This is a genomic window from Candidatus Pelagibacter sp. (genome assembly GCF_052048095.1).
In the GTDB taxonomy this organism is placed as follows: Bacteria; Pseudomonadota; Alphaproteobacteria; order Pelagibacterales; family Pelagibacteraceae; genus Pelagibacter.
Genome location: NZ_JBNAKG010000001.1, coordinates 1,054,234 through 1,068,644, shown reverse-complemented (window position 1 = coordinate 1,068,644; position 14,411 = coordinate 1,054,234). Strand labels below are relative to the sequence as shown.

The following is a 14,411-nucleotide window of genomic DNA, read 5'->3' as shown; positions in this document are numbered from 1 at the left end:
TATGAAGTTTATTTTCTTATTATTAAGTTTAATTTTCTTTAATCTTAATCATTCGAATGCTTCTGATAGTGATAAAGAAGCTGTATATAGTCATTTATGCAGAGCTGGTCTTAATAATCTTATTAATAAAAAAGACCCCACTAATTTTAGAAAATTAAGAAACTTTGGTATTAAAAAAAAATTAAAAACTTACGATAACAGGAAATATGATGCTTTCGTTTTTAGAGCTGCTTATGACAGAAGCCATAATATAGAAATAAGAGTTCACGTTAATTTTAAAACTAAAGCAAGAGGCTATGCCATGAAATACGCCAAGATGGCTGGTCAAGTTCCTAATTTTTTAAGAAGATATATGAGAACAATTACTGTATTTGGTCCAGACCCAAAAGCTCCTGGACCCGCGTATGCTTGGGGCAACAATATAACTTTTCATACTAATTATTTTCAAGGTAGTTGTGGTGAAGAAGTTTTAATGCATGAAGCAGCTCACAATACTTTAGATTATTGGAGTTCAACTGGACAAATAAGAAAATCAAAATGGCAAAAAGCAGCTAAGGCAGACGAGTTTTATATTTCAAATTATGCAAAAGAATATCCAAATAGAGAAGATATTGCTGAAACTATTGTTCCTTGGATTGCTGTTAGATGCAAATCAGAAAGAATTAAAAAGGAAGATTATAAAAAAATTACTGAAGGAATTCCTAACCGATTAAAAGTTTTAGACGAGTCTTACTTGGATGATATGCGTCCTATGAAGTGTGCAGATAAAAGGAAAAAGAAATAATGAAAGGCATTCAGCTTGTTGGACATGGTGGTTTTGACAAATTAGTTTTTAAAGAAAACATCCCAAATCCTATTCCTAAAGACGATGAAGTGTTAATTAAAGTATCTGCAGCAGGAGTTAATAATACAGATATTAATACTAGAATTGGTTGGTATTCAAAATCGGTTACTGCAAATACTAATGATGGTGGAGAAAAAGGTTTTGAAAGTACCAATGATAAAGACGCTACTTGGTCAGGCAATGCCTTAAAATTTCCTAGAATTCAAGGCGCTGATATATGTGGAAAAATAGTTTCTGTTGGCAAAAATGTTGACCAATCTAGAATAGATGAGAGAGTTATTGTGCGATCAATGCAATCTGATCCAGATAATTTAGATAAAATATCTTCATATGTCATAGGCTCAGAGATAGATGGTGGTTTTGCAGAATATGTTGCAGCTAGATCATTAGAAACATTTAAAGTAAATAGTAATTGGTCTGATGTTGAACTTGCTTCAATTCCTTGTGCTTATTCAACGGCAGAGGGTATGCTGTACAGAGTAGAACTCAAAGATGAAAAAGTTTTAATAACAGGGGCATCAGGTGGAGTAGGGTCTGCTGCTGTACAATTAGCAAAAAGAAGAGGTGCTTATGTTGTTGCACAATGTTCCAAATCAAAATTTGATGAAATTAAAAAAATCGGTGCCGATGAAGTTGTTGATCGAGATGAAAATTTGGTAACAAAATTAGGGTCAAATGAATTTGATGTTACTGTTGATTTAGTTGCAGGTAATAATTGGCAGCAGTTACTTGATATATTAAAACCTGGTGGCCGTTATGTGACAGCCGGAGCTATTGCCGGCCCAATTGTTAACTTAGATGTTAGGACTTTATATTTGAAAGATTTAACTTTTTATGGCTGCACTTATCAACTCGTGGAAGTATTTAAAAATCTTATAAAATATATTGAAAGTAACGAGATCAAACCTTTAGTTGCTAAAACTTTCCCATTAGAACAAATTGTTGACGCTCAAAAAGAATTTTTATCTAAAAAATTTATTGGTAAAATTGTATTAGAAATTTAATTGTTTATGGAATTATTGTTATTTTTAGGAATTGGTCTTTTTGTTGTGTATTATTTATTTAGACCTACTTCAAAAATTGAGGAAAAAAATTTTAAATCAAAAAATAATTGGCGTGGTGGGTTTTAAAATTATTGATATTTCGCTGCAGTAATAAATTCATTAAAGCTTTCACACCATATCACAACAGTGTTAAACTTGCTGACATCAATATCACTTGGAACATTTACAACAAAATTTTCAAATGATTTTACTTCTGCTACATATTGAGCTGTTTTCTTAATAGGTAAAAACTCATCTTCATGTTGTGTGAATTCACTTGTTAAATAAAGTTTGTAATCTGGCCCTGGTGCTATTGAGCCATTAACTGTAATCTTATTATTTGAAATTGTAACTTTTGCTTCACCCCAATGCAAAGGATCACTTCCTCTTAAATCTCTAACAAACTCTGTTTGATATAAAGATTTATTTTCGTATTCATTAATTTTACTGATTTCAACAGATTTTGGCGCTGTAAGAATTGGTAAAAAGTATACACCCAATCCAAAACCAACCACAAGTACAAAGGAATGAGTAAACAATAATAATAAAATTTTTTTCATAAACAGTTCTTTTACTCATTTTTTTTTAATATTCACTAAAAAACTTGTTTAATAAAAATTAAAAATATAATTTATCTTTATGAAATATTTCATATTTATTTCTTTACTTTTTATATCAACAACAAAAAGCTTTTCAGATTCTTTAGGGACAAATAAAACAATTAATGACTATCTTGATAATGGTTATCTTATTCAATCAATCCAAATTATGGATGAAGAAAAATTATTATATAATTTACTTAATAACGGATCTGAGGAAAAGATGTTTGAACCAAAATTAATCAGTTGTTTTTATAATATTAATAGTCAAATTTCTAATTGTTTTAAGCCTTAATACCAGTCTATTTACAACCTAATAAACCAAATTGATTATTCTCTTGATTATTTTGATCGATAATTTCGTAACCTAAAATTTTTCTCTTAGGACCATAAGAAAAAAAAATATATCAAGCCTGAGATTTCTTTTTCTACTTGGATTAAATAATGCTTAGAGCGTGGGACTCTCTGTTTAAAGCTCTAATTTTGAACTAAATTTACAGTGGTGTGTAAATGAGATTTATTTTATTATAAAATATTATATTATCTTTTTTATCGCGTAATAAATGAGATTTATTAGTTGATTGACAAATGGCTACACACCATTTACACACCAATAAGTCATGGCGGGGTAGCTCAGTTGGTTAGAGCGCGGGACTCATAAGCCCGAGGTCAGTGGTTCGATCCCACTTCCCGCTACCATTCTAGACAATCGATATCTTTTTGCTCCAATAGTGCTCCAATTAAAAGAAGTCATTTAATATACTTGTTTGATACCTTTATTTAAAATAATACAAATTTATTTAGATGAGTATCAGATTAATTTTATTAATTTTAACAATCTTTGGATTTAGTAATAATATTTTAGCTGAAAATTATCCTGATTTTAAAAGCCCTGTAATTTCAATTGCAGGAAATATCAAAAAGTTAAAATACCCAGAAAATTTAGATATTAAAGATTATACAATCAAAAATTCAGGTTCAAATATTTATATTAATGTTAAAGAAAGAACCAAAAAACTCAAAAATTTAAGCGAAAAAAAACTTTTAAGACAATGTGTATTTTCTAGCTCACAGTTAGAAATCTCAAGATCAAAAATAAATTTTGACTCATCGTATGTAAAGCCCATGAAAGAAATTGGAGGTCATTCATGGAAGCAGGACGGCAATCCAATTAATTTTATAAATTTTGCTCAACCATTAATAAAAAATATGAATAAACGAATAAGATTTTTTATGGCAAGTGGAGATCAAATGTATTTAGAGTATTTTAAAAAACAATTATTAATGTGGGCAAAAGGAAATTCTTTCAAAATTTTAATTTCCGATGGATATAACAAGGATTGGAAGTCAGATTTTGGATATATTGATACCCTAGAAAATATTAGGCAAACTTTAGCTCCTATGCTTATTGCATTTGATTTTTTGCGACAAAATAAATTTTTAACTGATGAAGAAGATAAAATTATTTTTGAATGGTTTAATAAAGTTATTAAAAAAACTTCTATTGGACCTAATGATGGATCGAAAGAAAAAAATGGTGTACCACCTGGGAATCATACAGAAGCATCTAAATCTAGAAATTATTTATTATGGAGCATTATTAGCGGAGATAATGATTATTTCCAAGCAGCCTTAAAAGCATATGTTGTTGCTTTAAATATCACTAGAAAAGATGGAAGTTCATCTTGGGAAGTTAGAAAAGAAAAAGGCAAAAGTCAAAGATCAGTTAGAGCTTTAACAAAGATGTCTCAAGTTGTAGGTGGCATGGTAATGACGGCAGAAATCTTTGCTAATCAAGGCTATGATTTATATTCATTTAAAACTAAAAAAGATGTTGATCTTCATAAGATGATTGATTTCTTAATTACATACTACGCTTATCCCGAGTCTGGTGCCAAAAAAAAGTCATATGTTAACCCTGAAAAATTAGATAAATCGGATCTAAGAAAACAAAAAGATACAGACTATACACTTGGATATTTAAATGTTTATTACAACCGTTTTCCAAATCATCCTACAGCACAAAAAGTTAAAAAATATTATTTAGAGCCATATGGTTGGAAATTCACTGCAATGAGCTCAGGGTATGGACTGGATCTAGGATGTGCTTATTCAAATCTAGAAAAACTTGAATAATAACAATTTTTTTTAATTGCTCCAATAGTGCTCCAATGACATTGGTTCTTGACTAAGATTCTTTAATTTGATTCAATAACGCTAGAAATGATGACAAGAATAGTAATAGGACTGGTTCTGATTGTGTTAGTGGTAGTGGTACTTGCAATAACTGGTCACAAGCGTGTTTACACAGAATTAAAAATTAATAGCACACCCCAAATAATTTGGTCAGCTTTGATGGATAATTCATCCTATGGTGAATGGAACCCTTTTGCTGTGAAAGTAGAAGGTCAATATGGGCTAGATGCAGAAATGATTGTTCATGGATTGATGCCTGGTGCAAGCAAGCCTGTGGTGATGAAAGTGCGTGTAAAAAAAATAGAGAAAAACATTTTACTTCATCAACATGGCGGATTTCCAGGTATTATAACTTATGACCATCGCTTTCACCTCCAACCACAAAATGATGGAACAACACTCTTAATTCAAGAAGAGGACTACCATGGTCTTTATGTTTGGTTTTGGAACGCGAAGGTGATGCAACCTATTTATGAAAGTGTCAATAAAGCACTCGCGAATTATATTAAGACTGAGCAAAATAAATAATATAGATCGTAATCATTTTGCTCCATATACGCGTCAATGACATTGGTTCTTGACTAAGATTCTTTAATTTGATTCAATATACAGAGAAAGGAAAGAGAGCATTTACAGGAGTAATTGTTCTAGAAGAGTAGAGCAGGGTTCATGGCGATAGACTCATAAGCCCGAGGTCAGTGGTTCGATCCCACTTCCCGCTACCATTATTTTTATTTTTTCTTAATTATTTTATTTAACTTATTCAAATTCATTGTTTGATTTAGTGGCAAATTAATTTTTCTTGGAGCGCGACTTTTTTTAATTGTTGGATTGTGTTTTTTTGTAAATGAATAGACAGATTGAGACTTTCCTCCCACATTTAATATCCCTTTTTTGGTAATTAGTTTGGGTAATAATTTAACTACATCTTCATGAAACATAAAATTTGTCTTTAAATTTGTATAAGCAGATTTGTATGCAAAGGGCTTTTCTGTCATTGTCAATCTTAAGATAAGTGAGTTTTTATACATTGAAACAGCGCACTCACCTCCAAGTTTAGATAGTGCATAGTTATTGAATGGTTTCACACCATCAGTTTCTTTATAATTTCCTTTAGTACCCTCGTACACATAACCTGTAGAAAAATATACAAGTTTAACTTTATGTTTTTCACAAACTTTGACTACATTCGCCGTGCCTATAATATTTAAATCTATACTCTTTGAAATATGTTTATCATGAATACGCATAGGTCTAGACAAACCTGCACAATGAATTAAGTGAGTAGGCTTAATTTTTTTAACTCCTTTTTCAATAGATTTCAGGTCAAGAATATCAAGCTCATTTTTTGAAAAAAAATACAAATTTAGTTTTTGATTGTTTTTTTTTAAGATTTTTGCAAATCTTCCATCACCACCTGTTACTATAATTTTATTTTTTAACATTTAAAAATTCTTTTAAACTTGGAGCAATTTTATCTTTTTTTGAGATAATAATTTTCTTATTTCTGATTGGCCAATTAATTTTTAAATCCTTGTCATCATATCTAATAGTTTTTTCAGAATCAGCATTTCTATATTTTGTACACGCATAGACTATATAATTTTCATTGTCTAAAGCTAAAAATCCATGAGCAAAACCTTCAGGAATAAAAATTGATTTTGAGTTTTTTTCACTGAGAATACAAGAGTAAAAATTTCCAAAAGTTTTTGAATTTTTTCTTAAATCAACCACAACATCAAATATTTTCCCTTTAATGACAGAAACATATTTTCCTTGAGAATTTTTTGTTTGAATATGCAAACCACGTAAAACATTCTTTTTAGATTTAGACATTACAATAAAAGGAAAGTTTTTTTTTGTTTCTTTTGCTCTTAAAAGTTCAGAAAAATATCCTCTTTCATCAGGATATTTTTTGTTATCAATGATGATTAAATCATTAATTATAGTTTTTTTGATCATCTTTTGATAAGGTTTTTAAGATAATTTGAATAGTCGCAATTTCCATAAAACTTGATTGCATTTACTATCTCTTTTTTCTTAATCCAATTGTTGTTTAAAGCAATTTCCTCTAAGCAAGCTATTTTAAACCCTTGTCTATTCTCTATTGCAGAAACAAATGCGGATGTTTTGTAAAAATCTTCTATTGAACCAGTATCCAACCAAGCGCCACCTCGTCCAATTATATCTGCAGTTAAAAGTTTTTTTGATTTATAAAAGTTTAAAAGATCAACAATTTCCACCTCACCTCTTCCTGAAGGTTTAAGTTTCTTTGATAATTTAACAACATTGTTGTCAAAAAAATATAGTCCAGTTATAGCAAGATCAGAAAAATATTTTTTAGGCTTTTCTTTAATTGAAATTATTTTGTTATTTTTACCAATTTTTGCCACACCAAAAGACTCTGGTTTTTGAACTTTATGCAGTACAACTCTCGCACCTTTTTTAAGCTTTATGTTCTCCTTAAGTTTAGTTGTTAAATATTGTCCGTAAAAAAAATTATCTCCTAATATCATTGCAACATTATCTTTGCCGATAAATTTTTCTCCAATCACAAATGCATCAGGCAATCCTCTTGGTTTATCTTGTTCCAAATAAGTTATTTTAATTCCTAAATTATTTCCATTTGGAATAAGTTTTTTATACTGATTAAGTTGACCTTTATTTACAATTATTAAAATATCTCTAATGCCTGCCAACATTAAAATCGAGAGAGGATAAAATATTAATGGTTTATCATAGATTGGCAAAAGTTGTTTATTAACAGCCTTTGTAAGAGGACTCATTCTTGTACCTTTACCGCCTGCTAAAATTATTCCTTTTTTAATCATGCATTACCAAGTCTTTTCGTAATATCTTTTTTTAAAAAAGATTTAAAATATTCTCTATTCTTATTATACCAATCAAAAGTTAATTTTATACCTTCTTTAAAATTAACTTTAGGTTTCCAATTAAGTTTTTTAATTATTTTATTACTATTCAATGCATACCTAATATCATGACCAGGACGATCTTTTACAAATTTTATTTTGACATTTTTTTTAATTTTAATTTGATTTTTTGAGGTATTTAAAAGTTCTTTACATACTTGAAGATTATTTAAATTTTTATTAGATCCAATGTTGTAAAATTCTCCTTTTTTTCCTTTCAAAAAAACTTTTAAAAGAGCTTCACAATGGTCAACAACATAAATCCATTCTCTTGAATTTGTTCCTTTTCCATAAATTGGTAAAGGTTTATCATTCAGAATATTGTAAATTAATTTTGGAATTAGTTTTTCTGGATGTTGTTTTGGTCCATAATTATTTGAACAATTTGTTACAACTGCGTTTATACCATAAGTTCTTATATAAGAGCTCACTAAGTGATCAGAGGCAGCTTTGCTAGCAGCATAAGGAGAGCTTGGTCTGTATGGATAATTTTCTGAAGATCTTCCTTTTAGCACATCACCATAAACTTCATCAGTTGATATATGGATAAATTTAGATCTATATTTTTTTGAAAATTCTCTAAAGCATTCTAAAATATTATGAACCCCAACTATGTTACTTTGAATAAATTGATCTGGATTATCAATAGATCTATCTACATGTGTTTCAGCGGCTAAATTGAAAATACATGAAGGTTTGTAGTTAAATAATATCTTTTTAAATTTTTTATCTCTAATATCACATTTTATAAATTTATATTTCTTATTTTTATTTTGAATTTTTGTATTATAGAAATTTGACGAATAAGTTACTTTATCTACATTTAAAACAGAGTAATTTTTCTTTAATAATAAATCAATCAAGTTACTTCCAATGAAGCCTAATCCACCAGTAACAATTATTTTTTTCATCTTAATGTCCTGGAAATTCAATCAAGTTTTCAACTTTGTAACCCTTTTTTAATAAATTATCACAGCCACCTAAATCAAAAAGATTTATTACAAATATAAACCCAGCTACCTTAGAATTAGAAATTTCAACAAGTTTTGCGGCCGCTTCAGCAGTTCCTCCCGTTGCAATTAAATCATCAATAATTAAAACTTTATCATTTTTATCAAATGAATCTTTGTGAACCTCGATTGTTGCAGTTCCATATTCAAGTTCAAAATCAACAGAATAAACTTCTGCAGGCAATTTGTTTTTTTTTCTCAACATAATAAAAGGTTTTTTTAAAATATAAGACATAGCCGATGCAAAAACAAAACCTCTAGACTCAATCGCTGCTATTTTATTAAATTCATACTTTTTTGATCTATCTATTAATTGATTAATAGACTCAGCAAAAGCTTTCTCATTTTTTATGAGTGTTGTGATATCTCTAAAAAGAATACCTTTTTTTGGATAATCGGGTATTGATCTAATATATTCTTTTAAATTCATAAATCTTATTTATAAATACACCGTAAAACTAACTTTTTAAATAAAACAATGAACAAATTAGCTATTATTGGGGGCAGTGGATTATACGATGTAGAAGAGTTTAAAGATAGAGAGCTTATTTCTTTGGATACCCCATGGGGAAATCCATCAGATAAAATTTTAAAAACTAAATTTAATAATAAAGAAATATATTTCTTGCCGAGACATGGAAAGGGTCATTTCATTTCACCAACAAAGATAAATTTTAGAGCTAATATTGATGCTTTAAAACAAATTGGTGTAACAGATATAGTTTCTGTATCAGCGGTAGGATCTTTAAAAGAAGATCTATATCCAGGAAAATTTATAATTGTTGATCAATTTATCGATAGAACTTTTGCTAGAGAAAAAAGTTTTTTTGATGAGGAAATTGTTGCGCATGTTTCAATGGCACACCCAACTTCAAATGGATTAATGAATGCATGTGAAGATGCTATTAAAAAGTCTAAAATAGATTATCAAAGAGGCGGAACATATGTAGTGATGGAAGGTCCTCAATTTTCAACTCTTGCAGAATCTAACTTATATAGATCTTGGAAAGCAGATGTCATCGGGATGACCAATATGCCTGAAGCAAAACTCGCAAGAGAGGCAGAGATAAGATATGCATCAGTTTCTATGGTAACAGATTATGATTGTTGGCATCCAGATCATGAAAACGTCGATGTACAACAAGTAATTAAAGTATTACTAAGTAATGCTGAAAAAGCTAAAGATATGATCAAAAATTTAATTGATAATTTTGAAAATCACATTGATCCAAATGATCCAGTAAATAAATGTCTTGATGTTGCAATTATTACATCTCCAGAAAAGAGAACTAAAAAAACTATAGAAAAATTAAAAACTATTGCTGGAAGAGTTTTAAATAAATGAGAATTCAAGGCAAAGAGTATCGAACAATATGGTATGAAGAAAAAAAAGTAAAAATAATTGATCAAACAAAACTCCCTCATCAATTAGTTATTAAAGATCTTAAATCAGTAAAAGATGCGATTAATGCAATTAAAATAATGGAGGTTAGAGGAGCTCCTCTAATAGGAGGAACAGCAGCATATGGGATAGTATTAGCTATTCAAGAAAATTCAAATAAAGAATTTATATATAAAAGTGCTGAAGCATTAATTCAAACAAGACCTACAGCAATAAATTTGAAATGGTCAGTAGATCGTATGATAAAAAAATTATCAGGTGTTGATGATAATGAAATTTTTGAAGTAGCTTTAAATGAAGCTAAAGAAATATGCAATGAAGATGAAAAGTTTTGTGCAAATATAGGAATTTTTGGATTAAAAATAATTGAGGACATTTACAATAAAAAAAAAAATACCGTAAATATCTTAACTCATTGCAATGCTGGTTGGTTAGCAACTATTAATTGGGGTACCGCTACTTCACCTATATATCACGCAAAAAAAAAGGGAATTCCAATTCATGTTTGGGTTGATGAAACAAGGCCAAGAAATCAAGGTGCAAATTTAACTTCATATGAGTTAAATGAAGAAGATATTCCTAATACAATTATTGCAGATAATACTGGTGGTATTTTAATGCAAAGGGGTGAGGTTGACATGTGTATTGTAGGTACAGACAGAACTTTATCTAATGGCGATGTTTGCAATAAAATTGGAACTTATCTTAAAGCACTAGCCGCTCATGATAACAATATTCCATTTTATGTAGCACTACCAAGCTCAACAATCGATTGGGAAATTAAAGATGCTAAAAAAATTCCAATTGAGGAAAGAAACTCTAAAGAATTATCAAATATCGATGGTGTTAATTCCAAGGGTGAAATAGAAAATGTTTTAATTTACCCAAAAAAAAGTAAATCAATGAATTTGGCTTTTGATATCACGCCTGCAAAATATGTTACAAAGCTAATAACTGAAAAAGGTATATGTGATGCATCTTCAGATGGACTAAGGGGTTTATTTAAGTGAATAATTTAAAAGAACGAGAAGCAGTAATAAAATTTTCTATTAAATTAAATGAAACAAATTTATCTCCTTTGAGATCTGGAAATATTTCAGTTAGAGGTTTTGAAAATGATAAAGAGGGCTTTTTTATTACCCCTTCTGGAAAGAAATATGAAACTTTAAAACCAGAAGATATTGTTTTCTTATCTTTAGATGAAGATAAAGATTTCTTAGCGTGGTTCAATTCTGGGAAAAACCCATCCTCTGAATGGAGATTTCATCAAGATATTTATAAGCACAAATGGGAAGCTAAGGCAATTGTGCATGCTCATTCTCCACACGCAACAGCTGTATCAACACACAGAAAATCTATTCCACCATTTCATTACATGATTGCATTAGCTGGAGGCGAAGATATTAGATGCGCAGATTATGCAACGTTTGGAACTCAAGAACTATCAATTAATATTATTAACGCTTTGAAAGATAGAAAAGCTTGTTTAATGGCAAATCATGGACAGGTTGCATTTGGTGAGAATTTATCAAAAGCTTTTGAACTAGCTCAAGAAGTAGAAAATATTTGCTATCAATATATTATTGCTTTAAAGATGGGCCAGCCAAAAAACCTTTCATTAACTGAAATGAATAAAATTTTGGAAAAAGTCAAAAATTATAAAAGTGGTTAAAATATATGACTAAAGTTGGGGAACATATTACAGTTGATATAATTGGTACAACCAAAGAGTACGACCCTTCAGTATATGAAAAAGTAATTAAAGATATTGCAAGTGCAGCAAAAGTAACAATTTTAAATATTTCAAAATATAAATTTGAACCTCAAGGTTTTACTATTTTAGCGTTATTAGCCGAAAGCCATATTAGTTTTCACACTTTTCCCGAAAAAGGAATTATAAGTTTTGATTTCTTTACTTGCGGAAAAGTAAAACCATCTATAGCTATCGATGTATTAAAAAAAGAATTTCAATACAAAAGATTGTCAATAAAGGAATTTGATAGGGATACTAAATCTTTCTACCATGACATCTACAGTTCTCCTGGACTTCAAAAATCATATATAGTCAAAGATGTTTTAGAAGATTTTAAATCTAAAGTTGGTCAACATATTGAAATTTTAGATCTAGAACAGTTTGGTAAAGCATTATTTATAGATAATGAAATTCAAGTAGCAGAAAGTGATGAGCATTTATATAGCTCAACATTTGTTGGTGCTGGACTTGAATTAAATCAAGCAAATGAAAGAGCTGCAATTATTGGTGGTGGTGATGGTGGTGTTGCAAGAGAATGCATATCTAAAAAGTTTAATTTTATTGATTGGTTTGAACTAGATCCTGAAGTTGTTGATGTCTGCAATAAACATCTTGGTGATATAGGAAAAAAATCTACTGAGAAAAATTCTGTTAAATGTGTTTGGGGTGATGCCTTTGAAAGTATTAAATCTATTGAAGATGATACTTATGATCATATTTTTGTTGATCTGAATGATGATCAGTTTTGTATTGATCTTGCTGCTAAAAATATGGACTCTTTGGTCAGAATACTAAAGCCAAAAGGGGTAATTACAGCACAGGTTGGAAGCCAAGATAAAAAACCAAAACAAGTTCAGAATTGGATGAATGTTTTTAATGAAAACTTTGGAAATACTAAATTATCAAGAGTATATATTCCAAGTTTTGATTGTTCTTGGAATTTTTCTTCTTCAATAAATCATTAATTTTACTTTTTAAATTAAGAAATTTGTGAAATACTTCTCTCTTTAATATTAAAGGAGAAAATAATGAATATATTCAAAAAATCTATTTTTTCAGTTTTAGCAGTTTTGTTATTTATCGGAAATGTTTATGCATCTGACAAAATTAAAATTGCTACTGAAGGCGCTTACCCTCCGTGGAATTCAAAGAATGAAGCAGGGAAATTAATCGGTTTTGAAGTTGAATTAGCTTGGGCATTGTGCAGATATATTGGAAGACAATGTGAGATTGTCGAGCAAGATTGGGATGGAATGATTCCAGCACTTCAATTAAGAAAGTATGATGCAATTATGGCAGGTATGTCTATCACTGATGAGAGAAAAAAAGTAATTACTTTCTCACAAGGGTATGCTGATGAAGTTGCTTCATTAGCTGTAATGAAAGGATCTGCTTTAGAGGGAATGGAAACTCCAGCAGGTATCAATTTAACTAAACCAAACGCTGCAGCAAAAAAAGCTTTAAAGACTATTACGAACGCTTTAGCTGGAAAAACAGTTTGCACACAAACTGGAACAATTCACCAAAACTTTTTAGAGTCTGGTGATGTTGGTAAAGTTAATGTTAGAACATACAAAACTCAAGATGAAGTAAACTTAGACCTAACTTCTGGAAGATGTGATGTTGCTTTAGCTGCAGCAGTAGCATTTACTGACTATGCAGATAAATCAGGTAAAGATGTTGTGTTGGTTGGTCCAACTTTTTCAGGTGGTGCATTTGGAAATGGTGTTGGAGTTGGCTTAAGACAAGCTTCTCAAATGGGTGAAGGTTCAGCTATTGGTAAAAGAGATGCTGAGCTTTTAAGAGCATTTAATAAAGCTATAGATCAAGCAAGAAAAGACGGAGTAATTAGTAGACTTGCAATCAAACACTTTGGCTTTGACGCTTCTATGTAATTAATATTTTGAAAAGGCGGTTATTTAATTAACCGCCCTTTCTTTATGGATCTTCTAGCATTTGGTAAAACTGGGTGGGGTGATGAATTATTTTATGCAACCCTAATGACTGTAGCCGTATCAATTACGGCAATGCTAATTGGTTTTCTATTCGCAGCAGTATTTACTCCTCTAAAATTATCAAAACATAAATCTTTAAATTTAATTGGAAATTTTTACACCACTGTAATCAGAGGTGTGCCAGAACTATTAGTGATTTACTTATTCTTCTTTGGAGGAAGCAGTGCAATAATGTATGTAGCATCCATATTTGGTTATTTTGAATATATAGAGATAAATGCTTTTACAACAGGATCTCTAGCAATTGGTATCATTTCAGGAGCATATTCTACAGAAGTTTTTAGAGGAGCTATTCAATCAATTGATAAAGGTCAATTTGAAGCTGCAAAAGTTTTAGGGATAAGTAAGTTTGGTCAGTTTTATAAAATCATTATGCCTCAAATGTTGAGACTTGCAATTCCAAATTTAAGTAATGTTTGGCAAATTACTCTTAAAGATACATCGCTAATTTCAGTCACTGGACTAGTGGAAATTATGAGGCAATCATATGTTGCTGCAGGCTCAACAAGAGACCCATTATTCTTCTATTCTGTTGCTGCTTTACTTTATTTATTTTTAACTTTTATAAGCATGAAGTTAATTAACAGATTAGAACTCAAATACAGCAAGGGATATTGAA

General features: G+C 29.9%; 17 protein-coding genes and 1 tRNA gene. 12 read left to right on the top strand and 6 right to left on the bottom strand.

The genetic code is table 11. The annotated features are described in order from the left end of the window. Position 1: 1 nt before the first annotated feature. Entirely contained in the window at positions 2-784 is a 783-nt protein-coding gene (locus tag ACTT9P_RS05680) for a hypothetical protein (protein ID WP_440909720.1), read from the top strand. Then, on the top strand, positions 784-1,848 hold the full coding sequence (locus tag ACTT9P_RS05675) for an alcohol dehydrogenase family protein (protein ID WP_440909719.1): 1,065 nt from the start codon (positions 784-786) through the stop codon (positions 1,846-1,848). The genes ACTT9P_RS05680 and ACTT9P_RS05675 overlap by 1 nt, the downstream gene beginning before the upstream one ends. Before the next feature lie 128 nt (positions 1,849-1,976). Here ACTT9P_RS05675 and ACTT9P_RS05670 read toward each other — a convergent pair whose 3' ends face one another. Further along, positions 1,977-2,447, bottom strand: coding sequence for a DM13 domain-containing protein (locus ACTT9P_RS05670; protein WP_440909718.1), 471 nt, complete (start codon positions 2,445-2,447; stop codon positions 1,977-1,979). 79 nt (positions 2,448-2,526) lie between these two features. Here ACTT9P_RS05670 and ACTT9P_RS05665 point away from each other — a divergent pair, with 79 nt between their 5' ends. The 4 genes from ACTT9P_RS05665 to ACTT9P_RS05650 all read left to right on the top strand — a co-directional run bounded on the left by ACTT9P_RS05665 (position 2,527) and on the right by ACTT9P_RS05650 (position 5,210). Beyond that, positions 2,527-2,781 (top strand): hypothetical protein, encoded by a 255-nt coding sequence (locus tag ACTT9P_RS05665; protein WP_440909717.1) that lies wholly within the window; start codon positions 2,527-2,529, stop codon positions 2,779-2,781. 327 nt (positions 2,782-3,108) lie between these two features. Then, positions 3,109-3,185, top strand: a tRNA-Met gene (locus ACTT9P_RS05660). Positions 3,186-3,290: 105 nt separating this feature from the next. Then, positions 3,291-4,622: an alginate lyase family protein gene (locus ACTT9P_RS05655; protein WP_440909716.1), complete on the top strand. Its 1,332-nt coding sequence runs from the start codon at positions 3,291-3,293 to the stop codon at positions 4,620-4,622. 90 nt (positions 4,623-4,712) lie between these two features. Next, positions 4,713-5,210 (top strand): hypothetical protein, encoded by a 498-nt coding sequence (locus tag ACTT9P_RS05650; protein WP_440909715.1) that lies wholly within the window; start codon positions 4,713-4,715, stop codon positions 5,208-5,210. Between the two features lie 203 nt (positions 5,211-5,413). On the opposite strand, the gene ACTT9P_RS05645 is transcribed toward ACTT9P_RS05650, so the two are convergent. The 5 genes from ACTT9P_RS05645 to ACTT9P_RS05625 are packed head-to-tail and all read right to left on the bottom strand — an operon-like array spanning position 5,414 to position 9,052. Next, positions 5,414-6,127 (bottom strand): sugar nucleotide-binding protein, encoded by a 714-nt coding sequence (locus ACTT9P_RS05645; RefSeq protein WP_440909714.1) that lies wholly within the window; start codon positions 6,125-6,127, stop codon positions 5,414-5,416. Beyond that, positions 6,114-6,644, bottom strand: coding sequence for a dTDP-4-dehydrorhamnose 3,5-epimerase (rfbC, locus tag ACTT9P_RS05640; RefSeq protein ID WP_440909713.1), 531 nt, complete (start codon positions 6,642-6,644; stop codon positions 6,114-6,116). Before rfbC ends, ACTT9P_RS05645 begins: the two co-directional genes overlap by 14 nt. Further along, entirely contained in the window at positions 6,641-7,513 is an 873-nt protein-coding gene (locus tag ACTT9P_RS05635) for a sugar nucleotidyltransferase (RefSeq protein ID WP_440909712.1), read from the bottom strand. Before ACTT9P_RS05635 ends, rfbC begins: the two co-directional genes overlap by 4 nt. After that, on the bottom strand, positions 7,510-8,523 hold the full coding sequence (gene rfbB, locus ACTT9P_RS05630) for a dTDP-glucose 4,6-dehydratase (protein ID WP_440909711.1): 1,014 nt from the start codon (positions 8,521-8,523) through the stop codon (positions 7,510-7,512). The genes ACTT9P_RS05635 and rfbB overlap by 4 nt, the downstream gene beginning before the upstream one ends. Before the next feature lies 1 nt (position 8,524). Then, positions 8,525-9,052, bottom strand: a complete 528-nt coding sequence (locus ACTT9P_RS05625; protein WP_440909710.1) for an adenine phosphoribosyltransferase — start codon at positions 9,050-9,052, stop codon at positions 8,525-8,527. A 48-nt stretch (positions 9,053-9,100) separates the two neighbouring features. On the opposite strand from ACTT9P_RS05625, the gene ACTT9P_RS05620 reads away from it, so the two are divergent. The 6 genes from ACTT9P_RS05620 (at position 9,101) to ACTT9P_RS05595 (ending at position 14,410) form a co-directional block, all read left to right on the top strand. Next, positions 9,101-9,967, top strand: coding sequence for an S-methyl-5'-thioadenosine phosphorylase (locus ACTT9P_RS05620; RefSeq protein ID WP_440909709.1), 867 nt, complete (start codon positions 9,101-9,103; stop codon positions 9,965-9,967). Then, positions 9,964-11,034: an S-methyl-5-thioribose-1-phosphate isomerase gene (gene mtnA, locus ACTT9P_RS05615; protein WP_440909708.1), complete on the top strand. Its 1,071-nt coding sequence runs from the start codon at positions 9,964-9,966 to the stop codon at positions 11,032-11,034. Before ACTT9P_RS05620 ends, mtnA begins: the two co-directional genes overlap by 4 nt. Beyond that, positions 11,031-11,696, top strand: a complete 666-nt coding sequence (locus ACTT9P_RS05610; protein ID WP_440909707.1) for a class II aldolase/adducin family protein — start codon at positions 11,031-11,033, stop codon at positions 11,694-11,696. The genes mtnA and ACTT9P_RS05610 overlap by 4 nt, the downstream gene beginning before the upstream one ends. Before the next feature lie 5 nt (positions 11,697-11,701). Next, positions 11,702-12,742 carry an adenosylmethionine decarboxylase gene (gene speD, locus ACTT9P_RS05605; protein ID WP_440909706.1) on the top strand — a complete coding sequence of 347 codons (1,041 nt, stop codon included), beginning with the start codon at positions 11,702-11,704 and terminating at the stop codon, positions 12,740-12,742. A gap of 63 nt (positions 12,743-12,805) precedes the next feature. Then, a complete protein-coding gene (locus ACTT9P_RS05600; RefSeq protein WP_440909705.1) occupies positions 12,806-13,672 on the top strand; it encodes a transporter substrate-binding domain-containing protein in 867 nt (288 codons plus the stop codon). A gap of 45 nt (positions 13,673-13,717) precedes the next feature. Continuing rightward, positions 13,718-14,410, top strand: coding sequence for an ABC transporter permease (locus tag ACTT9P_RS05595; protein ID WP_440909704.1), 693 nt, complete (start codon positions 13,718-13,720; stop codon positions 14,408-14,410). The last annotated feature ends 1 nt before the right edge of the window (position 14,411 follow it).

Excerpts from the sequence above, each read along its gene's own strand:
- ACTT9P_RS05650 (WP_440909715.1), top strand. The coding sequence starts at position 4,713 with ATGACAAGAATAGTAATAGGACTGGTTCTGATTGTGTTAGTGGTAGTG.
- ACTT9P_RS05680 (WP_440909720.1), top strand. The coding sequence starts at position 2 with ATGAAGTTTATTTTCTTATTATTAAGTTTAATTTTCTTTAATCTTAAT.
- speD (WP_440909706.1), top strand. The coding sequence starts at position 11,702 with ATGACTAAAGTTGGGGAACATATTACAGTTGATATAATTGGTACAACC.
- ACTT9P_RS05620 (WP_440909709.1), top strand. The coding sequence starts at position 9,101 with ATGAACAAATTAGCTATTATTGGGGGCAGTGGATTATACGATGTAGAA.
- rfbB (WP_440909711.1), bottom strand. The coding sequence starts at position 8,523 with ATGAAAAAAATAATTGTTACTGGTGGATTAGGCTTCATTGGAAGTAAC.
- ACTT9P_RS05635 (WP_440909712.1), bottom strand. The coding sequence starts at position 7,513 with ATGATTAAAAAAGGAATAATTTTAGCAGGCGGTAAAGGTACAAGAATG.
- ACTT9P_RS05595 (WP_440909704.1), top strand. The coding sequence starts at position 13,718 with ATGGATCTTCTAGCATTTGGTAAAACTGGGTGGGGTGATGAATTATTT.
- ACTT9P_RS05675 (WP_440909719.1), top strand. The coding sequence starts at position 784 with ATGAAAGGCATTCAGCTTGTTGGACATGGTGGTTTTGACAAATTAGTT.
- ACTT9P_RS05600 (WP_440909705.1), top strand. The coding sequence starts at position 12,806 with ATGAATATATTCAAAAAATCTATTTTTTCAGTTTTAGCAGTTTTGTTA.
- ACTT9P_RS05645 (WP_440909714.1), bottom strand. The coding sequence starts at position 6,127 with ATGTTAAAAAATAAAATTATAGTAACAGGTGGTGATGGAAGATTTGCA.
- ACTT9P_RS05665 (WP_440909717.1), top strand. The coding sequence starts at position 2,527 with ATGAAATATTTCATATTTATTTCTTTACTTTTTATATCAACAACAAAA.
- ACTT9P_RS05655 (WP_440909716.1), top strand. The coding sequence starts at position 3,291 with ATGAGTATCAGATTAATTTTATTAATTTTAACAATCTTTGGATTTAGT.
- ACTT9P_RS05625 (WP_440909710.1), bottom strand. The coding sequence starts at position 9,052 with ATGAATTTAAAAGAATATATTAGATCAATACCCGATTATCCAAAAAAA.
- rfbC (WP_440909713.1), bottom strand. The coding sequence starts at position 6,644 with ATGATCAAAAAAACTATAATTAATGATTTAATCATCATTGATAACAAA.
- mtnA (WP_440909708.1), top strand. The coding sequence starts at position 9,964 with ATGAGAATTCAAGGCAAAGAGTATCGAACAATATGGTATGAAGAAAAA.
- ACTT9P_RS05670 (WP_440909718.1), bottom strand. The coding sequence starts at position 2,447 with ATGAAAAAAATTTTATTATTATTGTTTACTCATTCCTTTGTACTTGTG.